General features: G+C 28.4%; 24 protein-coding genes. 6 read left to right on the forward strand and 18 right to left on the reverse strand.

Annotated elements, in window-relative coordinates; genetic code table 11:
• Window positions 1–65: 65 nt before the first annotated feature.
• Window positions 66–1,682: an NrfD/PsrC family molybdoenzyme membrane anchor subunit gene (gene nrfD, locus DAD81_RS14700; RefSeq protein ID WP_111709035.1), complete on the reverse strand. Its 1,617-nt coding sequence runs from the start codon at window positions 1,680–1,682 to the stop codon at window positions 66–68.
• 141 nt (window positions 1,683–1,823) lie between these two features.
• On the opposite strand from nrfD, the gene moaD reads away from it, so the two are divergent.
• The 3 genes from moaD to corA all read left to right on the forward strand — a co-directional run bounded on the left by moaD (window position 1,824) and on the right by corA (window position 3,989).
• Window positions 1,824–2,066, forward strand: a complete 243-nt coding sequence (moaD, locus tag DAD81_RS14705; RefSeq protein ID WP_111709036.1) for a molybdopterin converting factor subunit 1 — start codon at window positions 1,824–1,826, stop codon at window positions 2,064–2,066.
• Between the two features lie 332 nt (window positions 2,067–2,398).
• Window positions 2,399–2,956 carry a mechanosensitive ion channel family protein gene (locus tag DAD81_RS14710; RefSeq protein WP_394340170.1) on the forward strand — a complete coding sequence of 186 codons (558 nt, stop codon included), beginning with the start codon at window positions 2,399–2,401 and terminating at the stop codon, window positions 2,954–2,956.
• Window positions 2,934–3,989 (forward strand): magnesium/cobalt transporter CorA, encoded by a 1,056-nt coding sequence (gene corA, locus DAD81_RS14715; protein ID WP_157961147.1) that lies wholly within the window; start codon window positions 2,934–2,936, stop codon window positions 3,987–3,989. Before DAD81_RS14710 ends, corA begins: the two co-directional genes overlap by 23 nt.
• Before the next feature lie 13 nt (window positions 3,990–4,002).
• Here the strand turns inward: corA and DAD81_RS14720 are convergent, their stop codons facing one another.
• Complete coding sequence (locus tag DAD81_RS14720) at window positions 4,003–4,278, reverse strand: DUF3817 domain-containing protein (RefSeq protein WP_111709038.1); 276 nt, start codon at window positions 4,276–4,278, stop codon at window positions 4,003–4,005.
• A gap of 72 nt (window positions 4,279–4,350) precedes the next feature.
• Here DAD81_RS14720 and DAD81_RS14725 point away from each other — a divergent pair, with 72 nt between their 5' ends.
• On the forward strand, window positions 4,351–4,776 hold the full coding sequence (locus tag DAD81_RS14725; protein WP_111709039.1) for a molybdenum cofactor biosynthesis protein MoaE: 426 nt from the start codon (window positions 4,351–4,353) through the stop codon (window positions 4,774–4,776).
• Between the two features lie 25 nt (window positions 4,777–4,801).
• Here the strand turns inward: DAD81_RS14725 and DAD81_RS14730 are convergent, their stop codons facing one another.
• The 14 genes from DAD81_RS14730 to DAD81_RS14795 all read right to left on the reverse strand — a co-directional run bounded on the left by DAD81_RS14730 (window position 4,802) and on the right by DAD81_RS14795 (window position 17,455).
• Window positions 4,802–6,571, reverse strand: a complete 1,770-nt coding sequence (locus DAD81_RS14730; protein ID WP_111709040.1) for a MutS-related protein — start codon at window positions 6,569–6,571, stop codon at window positions 4,802–4,804.
• Entirely contained in the window at window positions 6,572–7,651 is a 1,080-nt protein-coding gene (locus tag DAD81_RS14735) for a HesA/MoeB/ThiF family protein (protein ID WP_111709041.1), read from the reverse strand.
• Window positions 7,652–7,753: 102 nt separating this feature from the next.
• Window positions 7,754–8,866, reverse strand: a complete 1,113-nt coding sequence (locus tag DAD81_RS14740; protein ID WP_111709042.1) for an NTP transferase domain-containing protein — start codon at window positions 8,864–8,866, stop codon at window positions 7,754–7,756.
• Window positions 8,859–9,335 (reverse strand): cyclic pyranopterin monophosphate synthase MoaC, encoded by a 477-nt coding sequence (gene moaC, locus DAD81_RS14745; RefSeq protein WP_111709043.1) that lies wholly within the window; start codon window positions 9,333–9,335, stop codon window positions 8,859–8,861. The genes DAD81_RS14740 and moaC overlap by 8 nt, the downstream gene beginning before the upstream one ends.
• A 90-nt stretch (window positions 9,336–9,425) precedes the next feature.
• Window positions 9,426–10,622, reverse strand: coding sequence for a molybdopterin molybdotransferase MoeA (locus tag DAD81_RS14750; RefSeq protein WP_111709080.1), 1,197 nt, complete (start codon window positions 10,620–10,622; stop codon window positions 9,426–9,428).
• 175 nt (window positions 10,623–10,797) lie between these two features.
• Window positions 10,798–11,784: a GTP 3',8-cyclase MoaA gene (gene moaA, locus DAD81_RS14755; RefSeq protein ID WP_111709044.1), complete on the reverse strand. Its 987-nt coding sequence runs from the start codon at window positions 11,782–11,784 to the stop codon at window positions 10,798–10,800.
• The gene (locus tag DAD81_RS14760; RefSeq protein ID WP_111709045.1) at window positions 11,768–12,418 is read right to left on the reverse strand and encodes a Crp/Fnr family transcriptional regulator; all 651 of its coding nucleotides are present in this window, start codon (window positions 12,416–12,418) and stop codon (window positions 11,768–11,770) included. The genes moaA and DAD81_RS14760 overlap by 17 nt, the downstream gene beginning before the upstream one ends.
• Before the next feature lie 11 nt (window positions 12,419–12,429).
• Window positions 12,430–12,843, reverse strand: coding sequence for a DUF6691 family protein (locus DAD81_RS14765; RefSeq protein ID WP_111709081.1), 414 nt, complete (start codon window positions 12,841–12,843; stop codon window positions 12,430–12,432).
• A 2-nt stretch (window positions 12,844–12,845) separates the two neighbouring features.
• Window positions 12,846–13,403 (reverse strand): YeeE/YedE family protein, encoded by a 558-nt coding sequence (locus DAD81_RS14770; RefSeq protein ID WP_111709046.1) that lies wholly within the window; start codon window positions 13,401–13,403, stop codon window positions 12,846–12,848.
• 71 nt (window positions 13,404–13,474) lie between these two features.
• Window positions 13,475–14,110 (reverse strand): Crp/Fnr family transcriptional regulator, encoded by a 636-nt coding sequence (locus DAD81_RS14775; protein ID WP_111709047.1) that lies wholly within the window; start codon window positions 14,108–14,110, stop codon window positions 13,475–13,477.
• The gene (locus tag DAD81_RS14780) at window positions 14,107–15,339 is read right to left on the reverse strand and encodes a 3-deoxy-D-manno-octulosonic acid transferase (protein ID WP_111709048.1); all 1,233 of its coding nucleotides are present in this window, start codon (window positions 15,337–15,339) and stop codon (window positions 14,107–14,109) included. Before DAD81_RS14780 ends, DAD81_RS14775 begins: the two co-directional genes overlap by 4 nt.
• 82 nt (window positions 15,340–15,421) lie before the next feature.
• Window positions 15,422–15,682 (reverse strand): 50S ribosomal protein L27, encoded by a 261-nt coding sequence (gene rpmA, locus DAD81_RS14785; protein ID WP_111709049.1) that lies wholly within the window; start codon window positions 15,680–15,682, stop codon window positions 15,422–15,424.
• A 34-nt stretch (window positions 15,683–15,716) separates the two neighbouring features.
• The gene (gene rplU, locus DAD81_RS14790) at window positions 15,717–16,361 is read right to left on the reverse strand and encodes a 50S ribosomal protein L21 (protein WP_111709050.1); all 645 of its coding nucleotides are present in this window, start codon (window positions 16,359–16,361) and stop codon (window positions 15,717–15,719) included.
• A 221-nt stretch (window positions 16,362–16,582) separates the two neighbouring features.
• On the reverse strand, window positions 16,583–17,455 hold the full coding sequence (locus tag DAD81_RS14795) for a DMT family transporter (protein ID WP_111709051.1): 873 nt from the start codon (window positions 17,453–17,455) through the stop codon (window positions 16,583–16,585).
• Window positions 17,456–17,543: 88 nt separating this feature from the next.
• Between DAD81_RS14795 and DAD81_RS14800 the strand changes: the two genes are divergently transcribed.
• Entirely contained in the window at window positions 17,544–17,927 is a 384-nt protein-coding gene (locus DAD81_RS14800) for a heavy-metal-associated domain-containing protein (protein ID WP_111709052.1), read from the forward strand.
• A 72-nt stretch (window positions 17,928–17,999) separates the two neighbouring features.
• The gene (locus DAD81_RS14805) at window positions 18,000–18,410 is read left to right on the forward strand and encodes a hypothetical protein (RefSeq protein WP_111709053.1); all 411 of its coding nucleotides are present in this window, start codon (window positions 18,000–18,002) and stop codon (window positions 18,408–18,410) included.
• 76 nt (window positions 18,411–18,486) lie between these two features.
• Here the strand turns inward: DAD81_RS14805 and DAD81_RS14810 are convergent, their stop codons facing one another.
• On the reverse strand, window positions 18,487–19,539 hold the full coding sequence (locus DAD81_RS14810; protein WP_157961148.1) for a COX15/CtaA family protein: 1,053 nt from the start codon (window positions 19,537–19,539) through the stop codon (window positions 18,487–18,489).
• A gap of 2 nt (window positions 19,540–19,541) precedes the next feature.
• A complete protein-coding gene (gldD, locus tag DAD81_RS14815) occupies window positions 19,542–20,096 on the reverse strand; it encodes a gliding motility lipoprotein GldD (protein ID WP_111709055.1) in 555 nt (184 codons plus the stop codon).
• Between the last annotated feature and the right edge of the window lies 1 nt (window position 20,097).

Below are 20,097 nucleotides of genomic sequence, written 5' to 3' on the forward strand. Positions count from 1 at the left end.
TTATCATACTGAACATCACAAAATATCTTTTTTAGATTCTTCACTTTGTTCAGAATAACAGTACTTTATGCCAAAGGAACTCTTTGTGGTGCTTCTACCCAAATTTTCTCTGTTGCAATTATCCCTATTAAAACCATTACTGAAGACCCTACTAATAGCGGCATTGAATTTCCTACTAATAAAAATACTAAAGGAATAATGTTTCCAACCATAACAGAAATAACCCAAAACATATTTTTATATCTTCCTTTGGTAATCATTTCCACTACTTTTTTTGCTGAAGTAGTTGGGTGCGTAATTGTTAATTCTGTAATTAAAGTGAATAAATTAACTACCAATGCAATAACCATTGTGTTTTTTAAAATACTCATCCAATTTTCAGTTCCAAAAATTAAAGAAGCTAATACAAAAATGGCTGTTCCAGCCATAACACTATGCACTAACATATGTAGAGGTAATGTTGGGCTTTGCCAAAAATCACGTCCTTTTGCTTGAGCAAATAAAAATGCTGTGTAAACCGCTAATAAAATGGCAAAAAATGCTGTTACCCATAATAATATAGTTTCACCTATTTTAATTTCAAAAAATGTCATTGCTGCCCAAACCGTTACTAATAATCCAAAAATTGTAATTGTATAACCTCCTTTAACTAACCAAGAATTCCATTGTGGACGCAATAAAACGTTTAAAAACCGATCTGGTCTATCTAAATCCATTACTAAGAATAAACCTGTTAAAGCTAAACCTACTAGTGAAATTCCTGCTGACCATAATTTTGCGGTTGAAGAAACTTCATATCCTAAAACAATAGCTATAAACGGAATTAAAAATGCTCCAGCCGCAATTGCTTTTGTAAACACATATGCAGAAACTTCCCAACCCCATAAAATACCTTTATCTGGCGTATCGTAAACTCTACGTGCTTTTCCGGATAAAACATCTATATAATTTGGGTTTTCAGATTCTTTACGTTGATATGCCGCCTCAATTTCATTATCTATTGACATTTGTAATAAATCAATATCATTATTTGTATGCATCATTTTTTCAGCTGCTTTTGCAAAATGACCAACACCTCTTGCTTGCGAATTCCATAAACCAGGTCCAGATTTATCCGTTGCTTCAGGAATTAATGAAGAATCATCACCATCAATATAAAATAAGTTTGGATTGGTTCCTTTTTCTGGTTTTCTAACTTTTACAGCTTGCCTTGCCAATAATTGAGAAATTTCAGTTTCAGGGTTCTCCATATCTCCTGCTATAATTGCATGCTCAGGACAAACAGTTACACAGGCTGGTTCACGCCCAACATCTATTCTATGTGCACAATAATTACATTTTGCCGCAGTATTATTATCAGGATCAATGTATAAAGCATCATAAGGACAGGCTTGCATACAGGATTTACATCCAATACAACGATTGTTGTCAAAATCTACAATACCATCTTCTCGTATATGTAAAGCTTCAACAGGGCAAATCTCCACACAAGGAGCATCAGTACAATGATTACAACGCATCACTGAAAATATACGACGGGTATTGGGAAACTCTCCTTTTTCAACTTGTTTTACATATGTTCTGTTTACACCAACGGGAACATCATGTTCAGATTTACAAGCTGTTGTACAAGCATGGCAACCAATACATTTCCGATTATCAATAATAAAACCGTATTTCATTTCGAAAAATATTTTGAGTTCTATCAAAGTTAGGTAATCAAAAAGCTAACTTTGTAACCAACATCACACAAGTAATTTTTAGGATTTATTTAAAATGAATCTAAATAAAATTGAATTACTTTTACACTAAACAAATAACCTATGGAAATTCAAGTTTTGTTTTTTGGAATATCAACAGATTTGGTAGGGGAAACTAAAAAAACCTATTCTTTAGAAGAACACGCCTCTGTTAAAGATTTAAAAAAGTTTCTTCAATCTCATTATGCCAACTTAAATAACTTAAATGATTTTGCAATTGCCGTAAATGAAGAATATGCAAATGATAATTTATTATTAAAAGATAATGATATTATTGCTATAATCCCACCTGTTAGCGGCGGATAATTTTTAGTTTAATAAACTCATACAACTATGGATAAAACAATTATTCAATACCTTATATTAATTTTTGGAGCATTACTTTTTGCTGTAATTTTAAGTTTTATTTTAAAAAAAATATTAGGCCTAATTATAAAAAAATACTCTGAAAACTTAAAAATAATAAAACTAATTTCGCTTTTTTAAAAAACTCTGTTAGTTTTATTATTTTTACGCTAGCAGTTATTTTTATTTTTTACAAAATTCCATACCTAAATTCAATAGGAAAAGCTCTATTTGCAGGAGCAGGAGTTATAGCTGTTGTTGTTGGTTTTGCTTCTCAAAAAGCTTTTTCGAACATTATAAGTGGTATTTTTATACTTATTTTTAAACCATTTAAAATATCTGATATTATTGAGTTTAATAATGGGCAAAAAGGAGTTGTTGAAGACATTACGCTACGCCACACATTAATTAAAGATTATGAAAACAGAAGAATTGTAATTCCTAATAGTATTATTAGTGAAGAAACTATTATAAATTGTAATATTCAAGATGAGAAAATTAAAAAACATATTATTTTTTCAATAAGTTATGATTCCAATATTGATAAAGCTATTGAAATTATAAAAAAAGAAGCACTTAAACACCCACTTCTAATTGACAATAGAAGTGAAGAAGAAAAAGAAAATAATGTACCAATTGTAATTGTGCGCGTAGTTGAATTATCTGATTTTTCAATTGATTTAAAAGCGTACGTTTGGTCATCAAATAATGATGAAGGATTTTTAATAAAATGTGATTTACTGAAATCGGTAAAAGAAGAATTCGATAAAAATAATATTGAAATACCTTTCCCTTACCGAACTATTGTTTATAAAAATGATATTAAAAATGAAGAAGAAAAGATTAAATAGAAAAAACCAAAATCCTTTAAATTTTATTTTTACTGGTTTTCAATATGAAAAAAAAGTTGAACTCCAATTATTTGAATATTCTCAAGACTATTGTCTTGAAACACCTAATTTAAAAGCGAATGATTTTAAAAGTTTTTCAAACGAAAATAAACAATATTGGTTAAATGTTCACGGAATTCATGAAGTTGAAACAATTGAAAATATCTGTAAAAAAGTTGGAGTTCATAATTTAGCTATTCAAGATATTTTAGATGTAAACCAACGTCCTAAATTTCAAGAATATGAAAGTTATTGGTTCTTTTCTATGCAATCTATATTACCTTCAAAAACCGATGAAATAAATTCGGAACAAATTAGTTTTATACTGGGGAAAAACTATTTAGTTTCATTTCAAGAAAGAAAAGCCGATCATTTTAGCCATATTAGACATAGATTAAGAGAGAAAATAGGAATTTTACACGAAAGAACTGCCGATTATTTATTGTATTTACTTATTGAATCTATTTTAGATAATTACTTTAAAACAATTGAAACTATTGATTCTGATTCTGAAAAATTTAGTCTTATTGATATAAATAATGATCCCTCTCCCGAAATTTTAAGGGAAATTGAGATATTTAAAACCCAAATACATCATCTTAAAAAAACAATAAACCCAATAAAAGACTTTATTACAAAAATTGAACGTGAAGATTTTGCCCTAATTGACAAAAGACACATTAAATACTTTTTTGAATTAAAAGATTTATGCTTAACTATTATTGATAATTGTGAGAAAATTGAAAACAGATTGGCAAGTAGTATTCAATTATTTTTCTCTGTTCAAGGGCATAGAATGAACCAAGTTATGAAAACCTTAACTGTGGTGTCTTCCATTTTTATTCCATTAACTTTTATTGCTGGAATTTACGGAATGAACTTTGTAAATATGCCCGAATTACAATTTAAATGGGGTTACTACATTGTTTGGACTGTAATAATTGTAATATTTGGTACAATGATATCTTACTTTAAAAGAAAAAATTGGTTTTAAATAACTACAAAAATTAATCTCTCAAGTATTTTTTATCTATATAAAATGTTCCAAAAGGAATTACAGATGCTAGCAAAATAATGATGAAGGTTTTGGGTTTCCAATTTAGCTCGTATTTTAATATAATAGCTAAAACAACATACGTTAAAAACAATAGCCCATGTGGCATTCCCAGAATTTTAACAAATAATTCATTTCCAACCAAATATTTTATAGGTGTTGCAATAAAAAGTAATAATAAATAAGATATTCCTTCTAATATACTTACAATTCTAAATGTTTTTTTCATTATTTCAATAATTTAGTAGTTGCCGCGAAAATACATTTTAGATTTCTTAAATTTGTATATATTTAGTTAAAAATGAAAAGTAGAACCTCAATAATAGTAACTTCTGAAATATTAAACTTAAATGAATGTTACAATTTTGTGCAAGATGCATCTTGTGGAGGAATTGCATTATTTGTTGGCACCGTTAGAAATGCCACTAAAAATAAAGAAGTTACCTTATTAGATTTCAGTTCTTATGAGCCAATGGCAATTAAAGAAATGCAAAAAATTGCAAACCTAGCTTTAGAAAAATTCGACATTCATAAAATTGCAATTCACCACGCACTTGGCAAACTTAAAATTGGTGAAATCCCTGTAATTATTGCTGTATCTTCTGCACACAGAAAAGCCGCTTTTGAAGCTTGTGAATTTGCTATTGACACCTTAAAAGAAACTGTGCCAATCTGGAAAAAAGAACATTTTGAAGATGGTGAGGTTTGGGTGAATGCACATCCTTAAACTAGCATTCATTTCATAATTCGAGTTAAACTATTTCCATCTTTTTTAAAAGAAAGGAAGCATTCATATTTTTACAAATCCCGTCTTTTAGTTGATAATCAAAATTTAGCTCATCATCTATAATTTCAGCATCAAAATAATAGTTTTTAATTTGTGGAAGTTCATGTTCAATTTCACACAAACTCAAATCGTGCGTTGCAATAATACCTGTTGAATTAGACGCTACTAATTTCTGTACAAATTTCTTTGAACCAATAGCTTTATCAGTACTATTTGTACCTTTTAATATTTCATCCAATATTATAAAATAATTATCCTCTTTTATTTCATCAACAATAAACTTCAGTCTTTTTAATTCTGAAAAGAAATAAGATTCATCATCTGCTAATGAATCAGAAGTTCGCATACTTGTTATTAATTTAATAGGGCTGTATTGAAAGTTTTTAGCACAAACAGGCAATCCCATATTAGCCATAACAATTGATAAAGAAACAGTTCTTAAAAAAGTACTTTTCCCTGCCATATTTGCTCCAGTAATAATAAAAAACTGCTGATTTTCTATATTAAAATCATTATCAATTCTATTGTTTTCTTTCAATAAAATATGTCCTAGTTTTTCAGCTTTAATAACCTGTTTATTATTGTTAATTTTTGGAAACACATAGTTTGGATGATTAAATTTAAAATTAGCCAAAGAATTTTGAGCATCAAAAAAGGAAATAACTTTAAACCACTGTTCAACATTATCTTTATATTGTACAATCCACTTTTCTATTTTATAAGATTGTTGTAAATCTCTTAAAAATAAACCATTCCCGAAAATTGCAATAACCACATTGTTTCGTTGATCTAAAGCATCTAACAACTTTGAATATTTTTGAAAAATAGCAGAAGCCTTTTCAGATTCAGTTTTAATTTCTTGTTGTCTTTTATTTAAAATTTCAGAAGTAAAAGTGGCATTCTCAATTTCATTTAATAATTTTGAATATTGTTTAAATGTGTCTTTTGCATTACTTGTATTTTGGTAAAGTTCATTCACTTTTTTCAATTGTATTCCTGAAATCCCCAAACCTATAAAAAGCCATAACAATAATAAAACTTCAGGTATTAATTGAAAACCATATAACACAATTAACCCTATAGATATTAAAGAAAATACCTTTGGCAAATAAGATAAATAACCTTTAAAAACGGGCTTATAATTACAAATCCAATTCACAATTTCAGTTGCAGGATGTTCCACTTTAACCAAAGTAGCTATTGCAGAAAAATTCTGACGCCAAATAGGTATTTTACTTAATTCATCTATCCCTGATTGTTTATCTTCAATTCCAATTATATTGTTTGACGTTAACTCGGCAACCAATTCATTTCGTCCTTCAACTGTTTTAGTTCTGTTACAATATTGATAAAAAGAACCTCTTCCAAATAAATCTATATCGTAGCTATATAGGTGTTTTGGATTTATAAATTCACTTCCGTCATCTAAATCTAAATAATCTCTATTTAAAGCCTTTAATTCGGTTTTATTAATTGAAATTAATGCTTTATTTAAATTTAAATTGTATTGCAATTTTCCATGTTTACTTAACAAGTAAATAAATAGCACTACTCCAACTCCAATTATTGAAATTATTAATGGAATATTTCCAAAAAAAACATAAATCCCTAAAACTATAGCTATAAAAGTTGCTAAACGAATAAGGCTTGAAACTGCTAATTTCTTTTTTAATTCTTTTGATTTTTTCTCAAAAGTATGTATTTGATCCTTATAAAACTCTAATGGTTGTTGCATTTAATATTTTTCTATTCCTTCAGCTAAACTGAATATTTTTAAATCTGGATATTTACTTTTTAACACTTTTGTAACCTTGTAACTTGAAATTCCTTTATTACAAACAATTACATATTTTTTAGCGAAATCTGGCTCAAATGCCTCTACATTAAATGAAATAATTGGCATTTTAGACTGAACTTGAAATGGTAATTTTTCATTTTTATTATTAATTACACTTATTATTTCTAAATCATCATCCGTTAATTTCACTTTTAATTCTTCTGAAGAAATCAATAATGAGTTTTCTTGAGTTTCACAAGAAGTAGCTGAATATTTGCTGGTTTCAAAAATCTCTACAAAATTAATAGACTCATTCTTTTTTAATTTCATTTTAAATTGAGAATTCTCCAAAGCATTATATATTAATAACTGATTAGTCAACAACTTCCCCTTATTTGTTACAATTTTTATTACTTCATTTACTTGTAACAAAGCAATAATTCCAACAATAGGATTCATTGTTCCTGCTTCTTCACAGTTTGGTATATCAATAGCAATTTCCGGAAAAGCATCTCTTAAGTTACACGAGTATGTTCCATCTTCATTTAAAACATTAAAAGTAGCTACATAACCATCAAACTTATACAAAGACCCGTAAACTAGTGGCTTTTTAGCAAGAACGCAAGCGTCATTTATTAAATATTTTATATGTAAATTATCCGTCCCATCAACAACAATATCAAAATCTAAAATTAGATCTAAAATAAATGATTTATCAACAGCTTTATTTGTAAAAGTAACTTTTGTGAATGGCGCTTTTTTTGAAATTTCAGTTGCAAGTGTTTCTGCTTTTGGTTTTTCTATAGCTTTAACATTATAAAATACTTGTCGGTGTAAATTAGAAATTGAAACAGTATCAAAATCAACTAAATGTAAATGCCCAATTCCACTTGCAGCTAAATAAACTGCAACTGGACTTCCTAATCCCCCACAACCAATTACTAAAACTTTGGAATTTTGAAGTAATTCTTGTCCTTCTTCTCCTATTTCAGATAAAGTAGTTTGACGTTTAAAATATTCAGTCTTAGAAATCTTCATTATTTATTATTATTACAACATATACCAATCAACATGAACAAAAATAATAAATAGTTCTTTTTCATTTTTTTGTTTTTATTAATGTTTGCTTTATAAAATATATTAACCGTTTATTTCTTTATGTGCTTTTTTAAACTCTTCTGGTGTATTAATATTTCTAATAAAACTATCGTCTATTTCAACAATTTCCACATCAGAATTTATTAATATTTTTCGAGGACAGGAATATCCCTGCGCTAAATAATTCAACAGAATCTTATAACTTTTAGGTTCCCAAATTGTAATTAAAGGTTCTGAAAATTGTTTACCTATCCCTTTAATTGTAGTTGCTACTTTTGAAGGGTTTCTATGTTTCAACAACTTTTTAATTACCTCATTATTCACAAATGGTAAATCTGTAGCAATTACAAGCCAAGCAACATCAGGATTAAATAAAAATGCTGAACAAATTGCTCCAAACGGTCCCAATCCAAGAAACTTATCGGTTATTTTATTTTCAATAGAAACTTCTTGTTCTTCTCTAACTGATAAATATGTTTTTAAGTTATTATTTTCTAATAAGTCAATAGTAACATCACGCTGGTTTTTTCCAAAAAAGTCTAGAGTACCTTTGTCAGTTCCCATTCTTGTGCTTTTCCCACCAGCTAATACCAGCCCTTGAACAAGTGCTATTTTTTCTTGAATTAAACTATCTATATGTTTTGAAATTTTATCAACTTCAGAAATATAGTAACATTGTAAATTTTTAATTTGCGGATTATGTTCTTCTAAAAAGTTAAAATAGTTAGATTCTTCATTTAATTTTATAACAAACTGAATATTATTTAACTGTTCCAAACGTTTTAAAACTGAAGCTTCTTTTTCATTATCCAATATTAAAATTTGTTTTGCTCCTTCATAATGATTTCCATTAATAAACACGTAATCGTATTGAGAAAATTGAATCCGTTGATTAAATTTATTAACTTCTGAATTTATTGAAATTTGAGCGGTTCCTTTATGGTGAAACGTAAAAGTATCAAGCTTTAAGTCCTGTACATCTTTGCTATGAGAGGCATCAAAATAAGCCAATTTATAATTCTCTAATTTTTCAGAAACTTTTGTAACCAAGTTTGATATATTAGAACAATTTGTTCCAACTAATGAAATTTCATTTGGTGCAAAATTATCATTATCTTTTAATTTAAATTTTGCGTGTTTTTGATGTTTACTCATTTTTAATGTCGCTTTTGCCTCCTGATTTCTTCAATAATTTAACTTCTTTAATCACCATTTTTTGTGATATAGATTTACACATATCATACACTGTTAATGCAGCTATATTTGCACCTGTTAAAGCTTCCATTTCAACGCCTGTTTTACCTTCAATTGAAACTGTACATAAAATTTCTATATGAGTATCATCAACTATTTCAATATCAATATCAACTCCATTAATAAGTAATGGATGGCACATTGGTATTAATTCTGAAGTTTTTTTAACTGCTTGAATTCCAGCAATAATTGCGGTTTGAAAAACTGGACCTTTTTTGGTTACCAAATCTTCATTATTAAAATGTGAAATTATTTCTGAACCTAAAAACATTGAAGCTATTGCTGTTGCTTTACGTTTAGTGACTTTTTTGTCACCAACGTTTATCATTTTAGGCTGGTCTTTATCTCCTAAATGTGTGAATTCTTTCAAAATCTAAAATTTAGTTTTGGTGGTTTTCCGGATTTAAAACCACATTATATCTTTTTATTATCACTTCTACTCCACTCAATAACCAATAAATTATCTATAGGTTATTAAAGGGAAAATTTCTCCTTTTGTAAAATTAGTTCTATCATCTGGCAATTCCAAAAAAGCATCAGCATCAACTAAATTTGCCAAATCTCCAGATCCTTTTCCAGATATAGGTGTTGCTAATAATTTACCTTCTTTTTGAATTAATTTTACTTGTAAAAAATAAGTTAAACTTGGTTTAAAAATAAAATCTTCATTTAAAATAGCTTGTTGATTGTTTTCAGCATTTAAACCCATTGATTTATAAAACCAAGGATAAAAATATTTTAAACAACTAACATATGTTGAAACTGGATTTCCTGGAAATGCAAAAACTGTTTTATGGCCTTTTTTCCCAAACCAAAAAGGTTTACCAGGGCGTTGTTTCACTTTGTGAAATTGCTTCTCAACTCCTAATTCATCTAAAACTTCAGGAATAAAATCAAATTTACCTTTTGAAACAGCACCGCTAAAAATTAAAACATCAAACTCTTTTAAAAAACCTTCAATTTTTGCTTTTAAAACCTTTTTATCGTCTAAAATATGAGTGCTTTCAGCATTAATATTTAATTTTTTTAATACAGAAACCAATGTATAAACATTACTTCTTCTAATTTGATGTTCTTCAGGAATTTCATTAACCTCAACCAGTTCATTTCCAGTTGAAACTATCATTACTTTAGGTTGTTTTGCAACTTTCACCATTAATTTTCCTACTGTTGCTAGCACTCCTATTTCGGCTGAAGAAATTACTTTATTTTGTTCAATTAAAACATCATTAACTTTTCTATCTAGTCCTTTTTTATGAATATTTTGAAAATCTCTGACTTCTTCTAAATTTATTGTTGCAACACCATTTTTAATTGTAAGTAATTCATATTGAATCACTGCATTGGTATTTAAAGGAAGTACAGCTCCTGTCATTGCTTCTATACAATTAGCAGTGTCTTTTAACGTTAATTGCGGACTCCCTGCTCCTTGAACACCTTCAATCTTAAAAGATCGCTGGCCTTTATTAAAAGAATCAGAATTAAAGGCTATTCCATCCATACTAACTCGGTTGAAAGGAGGAAAATCTCTATCTGCTTTTATAACCTCTTTTAATACTCTTCCGTTAGATTCTAGAAAATTCACTTCTTCAATCCCAAAATCTTCTGTTTTATTTAAAATTATTGAAACTGCTTCTTTTACTGTTGTTAAATTCATAACATAAGATTCCTGCCTTTGCAAGAATAACATTTTTAATTACTTTAATAGTTTTGATAAATAATATTCAACATTTATAAATGCTTCTACTATTATTAATGAGAACCTAAAACAAGATTAGGTTAACGAACGTTGACTCTGGTAATAATTTTTAATTATCAATTGCTAATCGGTTTCACCCTCCTATTGTAGACATGCTTTCTGAAACATCATTTCCCCTATTTTTTTCAGCAACAAATCCGTTTTCTGGCTTTTTATGAACCGTTTTAATAAACAATGCTTTTAAATCATCATCACTTGCTCCTTCTCTTATAAAATCTCTCACATTAAACACGCCTCCATCAAACAAACAGTTTTTAAACATTCCTGTAGCTGTAATTCTAATTCTATTACAATCATTACAAATAGTTCTTGTAAAAGCAGGTATTATTCCAAAACTACCTTTATAATTTGGTATTTTGAAGTTTTTTGAAGTTGAAGATTTTTTAGATTGTAATGTTTCTATTTCTTGATAATGATTCTTAATATGATCAATGATTTTAGAATAATTCCACTCTTCGTCTATCTGTCGCTGTCCTTTTCCATTAAAAGGCATTTCTTCAATAAAACGAACTACAATATTTTTATCCTTTGTAAACTCAATAAAATCAATAATTTCATCGGTATTAAATCCAGATTGAATTACTACATTTAATTTTAAATTAAGATTACTCTTATCTAGCTTTTCAAAAGTATCATAAACATTTACAAAAACATCTCTTCTTGTAATTTGAGCAAATTTTTCTCTTTGAAGACTATCAATACTTAAATTAATAGAATTTATCTTTAATTCTTCAAGTTTATCTATATGGTTTGAAATTAAGGCTCCATTTGTAGTTATATTAATTTCATCCAATTTATCATTATATGAAAGTGATTCTAAAAATTTTACAAAATCTTTTCTTACAAATGGCTCTCCACCAGTTAACCTAACTTTATTAACTCCTAATTCAGAAAGCACACGTGTTAAACGGTACATTTCTTTATATGTAAGAAGTTCTTTTTTATCAACAATATTAATTCCCTGAGCAGGCATACAATATTGGCAGCGCAAGTTACACCTATCTGTAACTGCTAATCGCAAATAGCTTATTCTTCTACCAAACTTATCCGTTAACTCCATTTTTGTTTAGGGTAATTTTATTTCTACCAAGTGTTATTACTCCACTTTTTTCGAGATTTTTAAGAGTTCTAGAAATTGCCTCTCTTGAAACTTTTAAATCGCGAGCTATATCAAAGTGCTTTCTGGGTATTAATTTACTATTATGTATTAAACTTGTATTTTTAATATATTTTAAAACTCTAAATTCTAAACCTTCAAAGGCAATATCATTAATCTTTTCAATTAAATAAGAGGTTTGTAATTGATTTACTTTCAGATAGTATTTTCTCCATAAATCATAACTATCAAACCACAAACTTACAATTTTAATAGGAACTGCAATATAGGTAATATTCGTTTCTGCCTTAATTCTTATTTCGCTCTTTTTATTTTGAAGACCATAAGAAATTGCAATGGTACTTAACTCTGCTTTTTTTAAATAATGCAATAAAATTCCATTTCCTTTACCGTCTCTTCTCATTACTTTTGCAATTCCAGAAACGATTATTGGAATAAATTGTACATCTCTTCTTATTTCAAGTAATATTTGGTCAGGTTCAGCATTTTTTAAAATCCCATATCTACCAATTTCTTCAATTAATTTCTTTTCTAATATATTTGAAAAAAGTTTTAGAACAATTTCACATACCATCATAAAAGCCTTTTTTAATGAGGCAATTTATTTTTAAATGCTCCGTATAAAAAAGCACCTAAAGTTGCTCCAAAAACAACAACTAATATAGATATTACGCCCTTTCCTAATAGAACAAACATAGGCCCCGGACAAGCTCCTACTAATGCCCAACCTAAACCGAAAAGAGTCCCACCGAGTAAATTTCTAGCAAATCCTTTTTTCTTAGGCGCTACAAGAATCTGATTCCCGTCAAAAGTTTTAACAATTCCTTTTTTAAATAAAAACATAATAACCGTTCCTAGAACTACCGCTGAACCTATAACTCCATACATATGAAATGATTGAAACTTAAACATTTCATAAATTCTATACCAAGAAATTATCTCAGCTTTAGTCATTACTATCCCAAAAATAATCCCTACAAATAAAAATTTTATATACTTCATAATTAGAATATTAAAGGTAAAATTAACCAAATCATTATCAGACCTCCTATAAAAAATCCAATTACTGAAATTAAAGAAGGAAGCTCTAAATTACTTAAACCAACAATGGCATGACCAGAAGTACAACCACCAGCCCATCTAGCTCCAAAACCTACCAGTACTCCACCAAGTATAAGTATTAGAAATCCTTTAAAGCTTAACATTGCATCAACACTAAAAATTTCATCAGGCAAATAGGAATCACCTGCATTTTTAACTCCAATTGCTGCTAAATCTTGCACAGTTTGAGGATTTAAATCTACAATTTCGCTTGAAGACAACCAATGCGTTGCTATAAAACCGCCCAATATTGCTCCTAAAACAAATATTAAATTCCACGTATTCTTTTTCCAATCAATTTTAAAATAATCGATAAATTTTCCAGCACCTCCTATTGTACAAAATGTTTCTAAATTGGATGAAACGCCAAAACGTTCACCAAAATAATAAAGTAAAAACATGATAAACGCAATAATAGGACCGGCAACATACCAGGGCCATGGTTGAGTTATAAATTCCATAATTAAATTTATTAGTTATTCTACAAAGTATTCTTTAAATTGAAATTCACTGTAACCAATGTTACAAAACTCTAAAATTGTAATATTTCAATTCTATTTCTATTCAACTTAATTTTACCCTCATTCTCTAGTTGCTTTAACAATCTTGAAATCACAACTCTTGAAGTATGCATATCATATGCTATGTCTTGATGCGTAGTTTTTAAAGTGGTTTCTCGCAGTATTTGAGCTTTATCTGTAAGATATTTATACAAACGTTCATCCATTTTCATAAAAGCCAACGTGTCAATCGTCTCCATCATTTCATTAAGACGAATATTATAACTATCAATTACAAAATTTCTCCAAGATTTATATTTTACCAACCAATCATCTAATTTCTCTTTTGGTAAAAAAATAATTTCTGATTCTTTTTCGGCAATGGCTCTTATACCACATTTTCCATTAGAAATTGCACTAGCAAAAGAACTGGCACAAGTATCACCTCTTTCTAAAAAGTATAATAGTATTTCTTCACCTTTTTTATCTTCTCTTACAATTTTTATTGCACCATCTAATAACAAAGGAACCCCTTTCATTTGATCACCCAAATCAACCAGTAATTCATTTTCTCTTAATTTTTTATAGACTCCTACTTGCTCAATTTCATCTAATAATTCCTTTTCAAATACAAACGAATAAAACTCCTCTAGTTTTTCTCTAATCATCTTAAATATTTTAGTAGTGTATTGGTAGCACCTATTTTACTTTTCACATAATCTCCCGCTCGTCTACCTGCTTTTTTTCTCTTTTCATCTTCCTGAAAAAACTCTTTTAAAAGTACGGTAATTTTTTTAGAATTATCAACTACAAAACAAGCTTCATTATCAACTAGCTCAACTACTTCATTAAATTTACTATAATTAGGTCCAATTACTATAGGAATACCAAATGTTGCAGGTTCTAAAACATTATGAACACCAGATTTTGTATAACCTCCACCAATATAAGCAACATCTGCATAACTGTATATTTTTGTTAAAATTCCTATTGTATCTACTATAAAAACTTGAACATTCTTTAAATCTGAATTATCCTTTTCTGAAAATAGTACAACAGTTTTTTTAATTGAGTTTTTTAAATGCGTAATATCTTCCGTTTTTATATTATGTGGAGCAATTATAAATTTTTCTTTTTCTGAAGCTTCATTATTAATGTAATTAACCAACAAATCTTCATCTTCCTTCCAAGTACTTCCCGCAACCAGAGTATAACAATTGTTTTTAAATTTAGATATATACGCTAAGTTATTATCTTGTTTTAAAATTTCTGAAACTCTATCAAAACGAGTATCTCCACTAACTGTTACATTTTTAAATCCGGCTGTATTCAAAAGTTTTTTTGAGGCAGGTTCTTGCACAAAAAAATGTGAAAAAGTTTGTAAAGATTTCCGCATCCAACCACCATACCATTTAAAAAATGCTTGGCTTTCTCTAAAAATCCCAGAAACCAATATTGTTTTAACTTCTCTCTTTTTTAACTCATTTAAAAAATTTGGCCAAAACTCATATTTAACAAATATTGCTAATTCTGGCTGCACAATATTCATAAATTTTTTAGCATTGTAAATTGAATCTAGCGGAAGGTAACAAACAACATCTGCTCCGTTATAATCTTTTCTTATTTCATAGCCTGAAGGAGAAAAAAAAGTTACAACTATTTTTTTTGAAGGATAAATTTCCCGAAGCTTTTCAACAATAGGACGTCCTTGCTCAAATTCTCCTAAAGAAGCACTGTGAATCCAAATTACTTGGTCTTTTTTAGATATTTTAGATGATAATTTTAAAAAAGATTCTTTCCTACCATTTACAAAAAGTTCAATTTTTTTATTAAAAGGAACAATTAATTTTAGGATAAGACCAACTATATAAACAACAATATTGTATAGGTAATACATAAGTAAGCAAATGTACAAAATAAGCATAAAAAAACTCCCATACTTTTCAGTAAGGGAGTTTAAATTTTAAATAGCGTATATCTTAAGCTTCGAAAGGCTCAATAGAAACATACGATCTATTATTTCTTTTCTTTTGGAATTTTACCAAACCATCAACTTTAGCGTGTAATGTATGATCTTTTCCCATATATACGTTTTCACCAGGGTGGTGTTGAGTTCCTCTTTGACGGATAATAATGTTCCCTGCAATTGCAGCTTGACCACCAAATATTTTTACTCCTAGTCGTTTCGATTCTGATTCTCTACCATTCTTCGAACTACCTACTCCTTTTTTATGTGCCATTTTACTAAGTTTTTATAAGTTAAACTTTACAGATTTATTTTTCAACGCCTCCGTCTAATCTATCTTGTAATTCTTTTAATTCATCCCACTTACCATTAGCAGCTAAATCAGCCTGTTTTGGCCAAGTATCAGTTACTAAATGTGCTAATCTTGAACTTGCTTCTGTTAAGATTTCCGCTAATTTTTTAGGATCAGCTTTTGCTACTTTTGCAAAAGTATCAATCCCTGCGTTAACCATTGCTTCAGCAGCTTTTGGTCCAACTCCTTCAATTTTCTTTAAATCATCTCCTTTAGAAGATTTTTTTGCTTTTGCTTTTGCTTTTGGCTCTTCAACAGCTTTCGCTTTTGGAGTAGCTTTTTTAGCTCCATTTGCAACAATTCCTTCAATTTGAATTTCAGTTAAAGCTTGGCGATGACCATTCTTTTTTCTGAATCCTTTTCTACGTTTCTTTTTGAAAACGATTAATTTATCACCTTGTAAGTGACGTAAAATTTTTGCCGTTACTTCGGCTCCTTCGATAGCTGGGGCGCCAATAGATACAGTACCTTCATTATCTAAAAGAAGAACTTTATCAAAAGAAACTTTTGCTTCTTCTTCTCCTTGTAAACGGTGTACATAAACCTTTTGGTCTTTTGCTACTTTAAACTGCTGCCCTGCTATTTCTACAATTGCATACATACGTATAGTTTTTATTCGCTTTATTATTAATTAATTACCTTTTCAATTAAGGCGGGTGCAAATATAAAGTTTTTTTTACTATTTAACAAAACAAAAATCAATAATAGAAATTACTCATTATTAATCTATTACAATTTAAATAATGTATTAAAAATTTAAACTATTTTAGGGTAATTAGTGCTTAAAATATTTCAAAATAAAATAACATAAAAACTTTTAATTTATTTAGCTTTATTAACAATATATACTCCTAAAAGAATCACAAACCCAGATAAAACTTGCAACAGTGTAATTTTTTCACCATCAAACACACCCCAAGTAATTGCCACAATTGGAATTATATATGTTACTGAAGACGAGAATATTGGCGTAGATATTTGAATTAACCTATTGTACATAATTTTAGCCAATCCGGTTCCAATAATTGCCAGAATGGTTAGATACATAATTCCTTCTAAATTTTCTGGTGTAGATTTAAATGTTATAAAAAAGTCTGTAAACCACAATACCAAAAATGCTGGAATAAGCATTAATAAAAAATTCCCTACAGTAATACTTAAAGCATCTAAATCATGTAAATACTTTTTTAAAATATTTACATTAAAGGCATAACCTACGGTGGCTATTATTATAAAACTAGCATAAAAATAATCATGGCTTGGATTTATCTCTGCTCCTTTTAATATAAGCATAACAGTACCAATAAGCCCCACAAAAACACCTATGAGTTGACGTTTTTTAAAACCAAACCCAAAAAATAACGCTCCAAATATTAAAGTATTAAGAGGCGTAAAAGAATTTAATATTGAAGCAATGGAACTATCTATTTTATCTATAGCGTAGGCAAACAAAAAAACAGGAAAAAAAGTTCCAATAAATCCATTTAGCGCTAAATAGTACCAATGTCTTCGTTTTATTGTTAATATTTTTTTAAAACCTATAATCAATAAAAATATTGCTGTAATTAGTATACGAATAGCCCCAACTTGAATAGGCGACAGACTCACCAAAGCATATTTCATTAAAATAAAAGAACTCCCCCAGATAATAGCTAAGGTGAACAAAAATACCCAACGTAAATTTTTATGCTCCATTTTCTTAATAAAATGCAAAAATCGGTTAAAAATTCGAAATTAAACTTATTATTTATAAATTCGCTGAGTATAATTTATTTAAACTCTTATGAAAAATATTTTCTTTATTTTAATCTTCTCTATTGCCTTTGTTTCTTGTAAAGATTCAAAAAAAGCAAATGTAAACGGAAACAATTCAACAGCAACTTCTGAAGTAGCTGAAAACTTAAAAAGTATTGAGGTTGATATTGAAGGTATGACTTGCGAAATTGGTTGTGCTCGTTTAATTCAATCTAAACTTTCTAAAGTAGATGGTGTAACATATACAAAAGTAGATTTTGAATCTAAAAAAGGTGTTTTTACTTTTGATTTAAACAAATTAAGCTCTAATGACATATCGGAAAAGATTAAAAATATAGCAGGTGGTGATTTATATTCGGTTTCAAAGACTATTGAACTAGATAAAATCATACTTAAAAGTCCTGAAAATTAATGAATTGATTTTTTTTAAGAAATATTTAACATTTTTTTGTTTCTTTGTTAAAATAATAAAAATCAATCTAATATGAAAACAATCAAATTACTAATTGCAATTGCATTAATTAGCATTATCGCTATTTCTTGTAAAGAATCTGAAAAGAAAGAATTAAAAGACGCTGTATCTACCGGAGTAGAAAATGTTAAAAACACAACTGAAGCAGCTACTAAAAAAGGAGCAGAAACTATTGAAGGAGTTAAGGAAGGTGCTGAAAAAGTAATTGACTCTATTTCTAGTAATGTAAAAGAAGGTGCTAATGCTGCTGAAAAAGCATTAAAAGATGGAGCTGATGCTGCTGGAGAAGTATTAAAAGACGGAACTGATGCTGTTAAAAAAGGAGTTAAAGATGGTGCTGATGCTATGAAAGAAGGAGCAGATAAAGTTAAAACAGAAGTTAAAAAAGGTACTGACGCTATTAAAGATGTTACAAAACATTAATAATTAGTCTTTAAAACATAAAAAACTCCAATTGAAAAATTGGAGTTTTTTTTTATAATATTCTATCTTTAACTATTTATACAATATTCTTCCTTAAACTATAAGATAAGAACAATAAACTCATAAAGTACAACAAACCTACTAACTGGTGACTAACACCTAAAAATAAGGGTATTTTACCTTCAACATTTAATACTGTTAAAATCCCCAATACAACCTGTACAATTACTAAAAACAAAGACATATTTAGCCATTTTTTTGGCTGAACTTTTATTTTTTTTCTTAAATCGAAAAACATATAGAACGTTAAAAAAACCAATAAATAGGCAAGAATTCGATGCGTAAACTGAATAAATGCTGGAGCAAATAAATAACTATCATAATTAACCATATTTGCCCAAGTCCAATTCTCTTTATTTAACAATACAGCTGGCATTAATTCACCATTCATATCTGGCCAACTAGGGTAATATAAACCTGCTTTCATACCAGACATTAATCCGGCAAATATCATTTGAATAAAAGTTACACCAATTATAAACGTAACAACACTTCTTAATTTATAAGATTTACTTCCTCCAAAATTATAAACATCGGCAACCGTTTTTACCATAGCAGCAACTACCAGTAATGCCAACATAAAATGAATTGTAAGCTTATATGCATTTACCCATGGTCTATTAACCAAGCCACTTTGTACCATAATCCAACCTGCCGAAGCAGTTAAAATTGTTAAAAGCACTACAATTATTAAACGTTTCACCAAATAAAAATCAATTTTTCTCTTTAAAAGAAATATTATAAAAGGAATTAAAAATATAAACCCTAAAGATCTTACCCAAAGTCTATGAAAATACTCCCAAAAATAAATAAACTTAAAATCCCCTAAATTAAATGCTGAATTTAATTTATGAAATTGAGGCGTTTGCTTATATAAATCAAATGCATCACTCCATTCTTGAGCACTTAATGGCGGAATTACACCTGTTATCACATCCCACCTAGTAATTGAAAGACCTGAGCCTGTTAACCTTGTTATTCCTCCTAAAACAACTTGACCAATTAGCATTAATAAACCAAGAATTAACCAGTTTCTAATAAGTTTTGAATATTTATAATCTGTTTTCATTTTTATTTCCATTCTAAAGTTTCTACCAAATGAATTAAATCTTTCTCTATGTATTTTACTGCAGGTAGAATTGAATCATAATTTGGTTTTGCGTAAAAATAAAGTGATCCAGCCAACACATGCTTTAAACTATCTGTAGCCACAAACTGAACATTAGAGGCCACATTCCCTTCTACATTAAATATTTTAGCGAATACTCTTTTTTCATTATTTTCATAAGGAAGAGCATTAGTAATCGCGTCAGCTTTTATTGTATGTTCATATGTAAGTTTCTCAACTTCTTTTAAGATTTCATTTAAATTATTAGAAACTTTTCTATAAGTAATATATATACTTCCCTTTAATTTGGGGTATTTAATAATTGCCCAACAATTAGACTTAAAACTTATTTCAGCTTCACTTGAATGTTCAAAAACATATGGGCAGTTACTATCTATTTTAGAATATGTTGAAACCGGATATTTTAATTTTAAAAAAGGTTTGGGCTTAGGGAGTGCATCACTAGTACAAGAATAAATTAAAAAAGTTCCAATTAAAATTACAATTAAATTTTTCATC

The organism is Lutibacter citreus (genome assembly GCF_003260195.1).
In the GTDB taxonomy this organism is placed as follows: Bacteria; Bacteroidota; Bacteroidia; order Flavobacteriales; family Flavobacteriaceae; genus Lutibacter; species Lutibacter citreus.

What these genes read in the sequence shown, in the direction of transcription:
- nrfD (WP_111709035.1), bottom strand. Translation starts at nt 1,682, where the DNA reads ATGAAATACGGTTTTATTATTGATAATCGGAAATGTATTGGTTGCCAT.
- moaD (WP_111709036.1), top strand. Translation starts at nt 1,824, where the DNA reads ATGGAAATTCAAGTTTTGTTTTTTGGAATATCAACAGATTTGGTAGGG.
- corA (WP_157961147.1), top strand. Translation starts at nt 2,934, where the DNA reads ATGAAGAAGAAAAGATTAAATAGAAAAAACCAAAATCCTTTAAATTTT.
- DAD81_RS14720 (WP_111709038.1), bottom strand. Translation starts at nt 4,278, where the DNA reads ATGAAAAAAACATTTAGAATTGTAAGTATATTAGAAGGAATATCTTAT.
- DAD81_RS14725 (WP_111709039.1), top strand. Translation starts at nt 4,351, where the DNA reads ATGAAAAGTAGAACCTCAATAATAGTAACTTCTGAAATATTAAACTTA.
- DAD81_RS14730 (WP_111709040.1), bottom strand. Translation starts at nt 6,571, where the DNA reads ATGCAACAACCATTAGAGTTTTATAAGGATCAAATACATACTTTTGAG.
- DAD81_RS14735 (WP_111709041.1), bottom strand. Translation starts at nt 7,651, where the DNA reads ATGAAGATTTCTAAGACTGAATATTTTAAACGTCAAACTACTTTATCT.
- DAD81_RS14740 (WP_111709042.1), bottom strand. Translation starts at nt 8,866, where the DNA reads ATGAGTAAACATCAAAAACACGCAAAATTTAAATTAAAAGATAATGAT.
- DAD81_RS14750 (WP_111709080.1), bottom strand. Translation starts at nt 10,622, where the DNA reads ATGAATTTAACAACAGTAAAAGAAGCAGTTTCAATAATTTTAAATAAA.
- moaA (WP_111709044.1), bottom strand. Translation starts at nt 11,784, where the DNA reads ATGGAGTTAACGGATAAGTTTGGTAGAAGAATAAGCTATTTGCGATTA.
- DAD81_RS14760 (WP_111709045.1), bottom strand. Translation starts at nt 12,418, where the DNA reads ATGATGGTATGTGAAATTGTTCTAAAACTTTTTTCAAATATATTAGAA.
- DAD81_RS14765 (WP_111709081.1), bottom strand. Translation starts at nt 12,843, where the DNA reads ATGAAGTATATAAAATTTTTATTTGTAGGGATTATTTTTGGGATAGTA.
- DAD81_RS14770 (WP_111709046.1), bottom strand. Translation starts at nt 13,403, where the DNA reads ATGGAATTTATAACTCAACCATGGCCCTGGTATGTTGCCGGTCCTATT.
- DAD81_RS14775 (WP_111709047.1), bottom strand. Translation starts at nt 14,110, where the DNA reads ATGATTAGAGAAAAACTAGAGGAGTTTTATTCGTTTGTATTTGAAAAG.
- DAD81_RS14780 (WP_111709048.1), bottom strand. Translation starts at nt 15,339, where the DNA reads ATGTATTACCTATACAATATTGTTGTTTATATAGTTGGTCTTATCCTA.
- rpmA (WP_111709049.1), bottom strand. Translation starts at nt 15,682, where the DNA reads ATGGCACATAAAAAAGGAGTAGGTAGTTCGAAGAATGGTAGAGAATCA.
- rplU (WP_111709050.1), bottom strand. Translation starts at nt 16,361, where the DNA reads ATGTATGCAATTGTAGAAATAGCAGGGCAGCAGTTTAAAGTAGCAAAA.
- DAD81_RS14795 (WP_111709051.1), bottom strand. Translation starts at nt 17,455, where the DNA reads ATGGAGCATAAAAATTTACGTTGGGTATTTTTGTTCACCTTAGCTATT.
- DAD81_RS14800 (WP_111709052.1), top strand. Translation starts at nt 17,544, where the DNA reads ATGAAAAATATTTTCTTTATTTTAATCTTCTCTATTGCCTTTGTTTCT.
- DAD81_RS14805 (WP_111709053.1), top strand. Translation starts at nt 18,000, where the DNA reads ATGAAAACAATCAAATTACTAATTGCAATTGCATTAATTAGCATTATC.
- DAD81_RS14810 (WP_157961148.1), bottom strand. Translation starts at nt 19,539, where the DNA reads ATGAAAACAGATTATAAATATTCAAAACTTATTAGAAACTGGTTAATT.
- gldD (WP_111709055.1), bottom strand. Translation starts at nt 20,096, where the DNA reads ATGAAAAATTTAATTGTAATTTTAATTGGAACTTTTTTAATTTATTCT.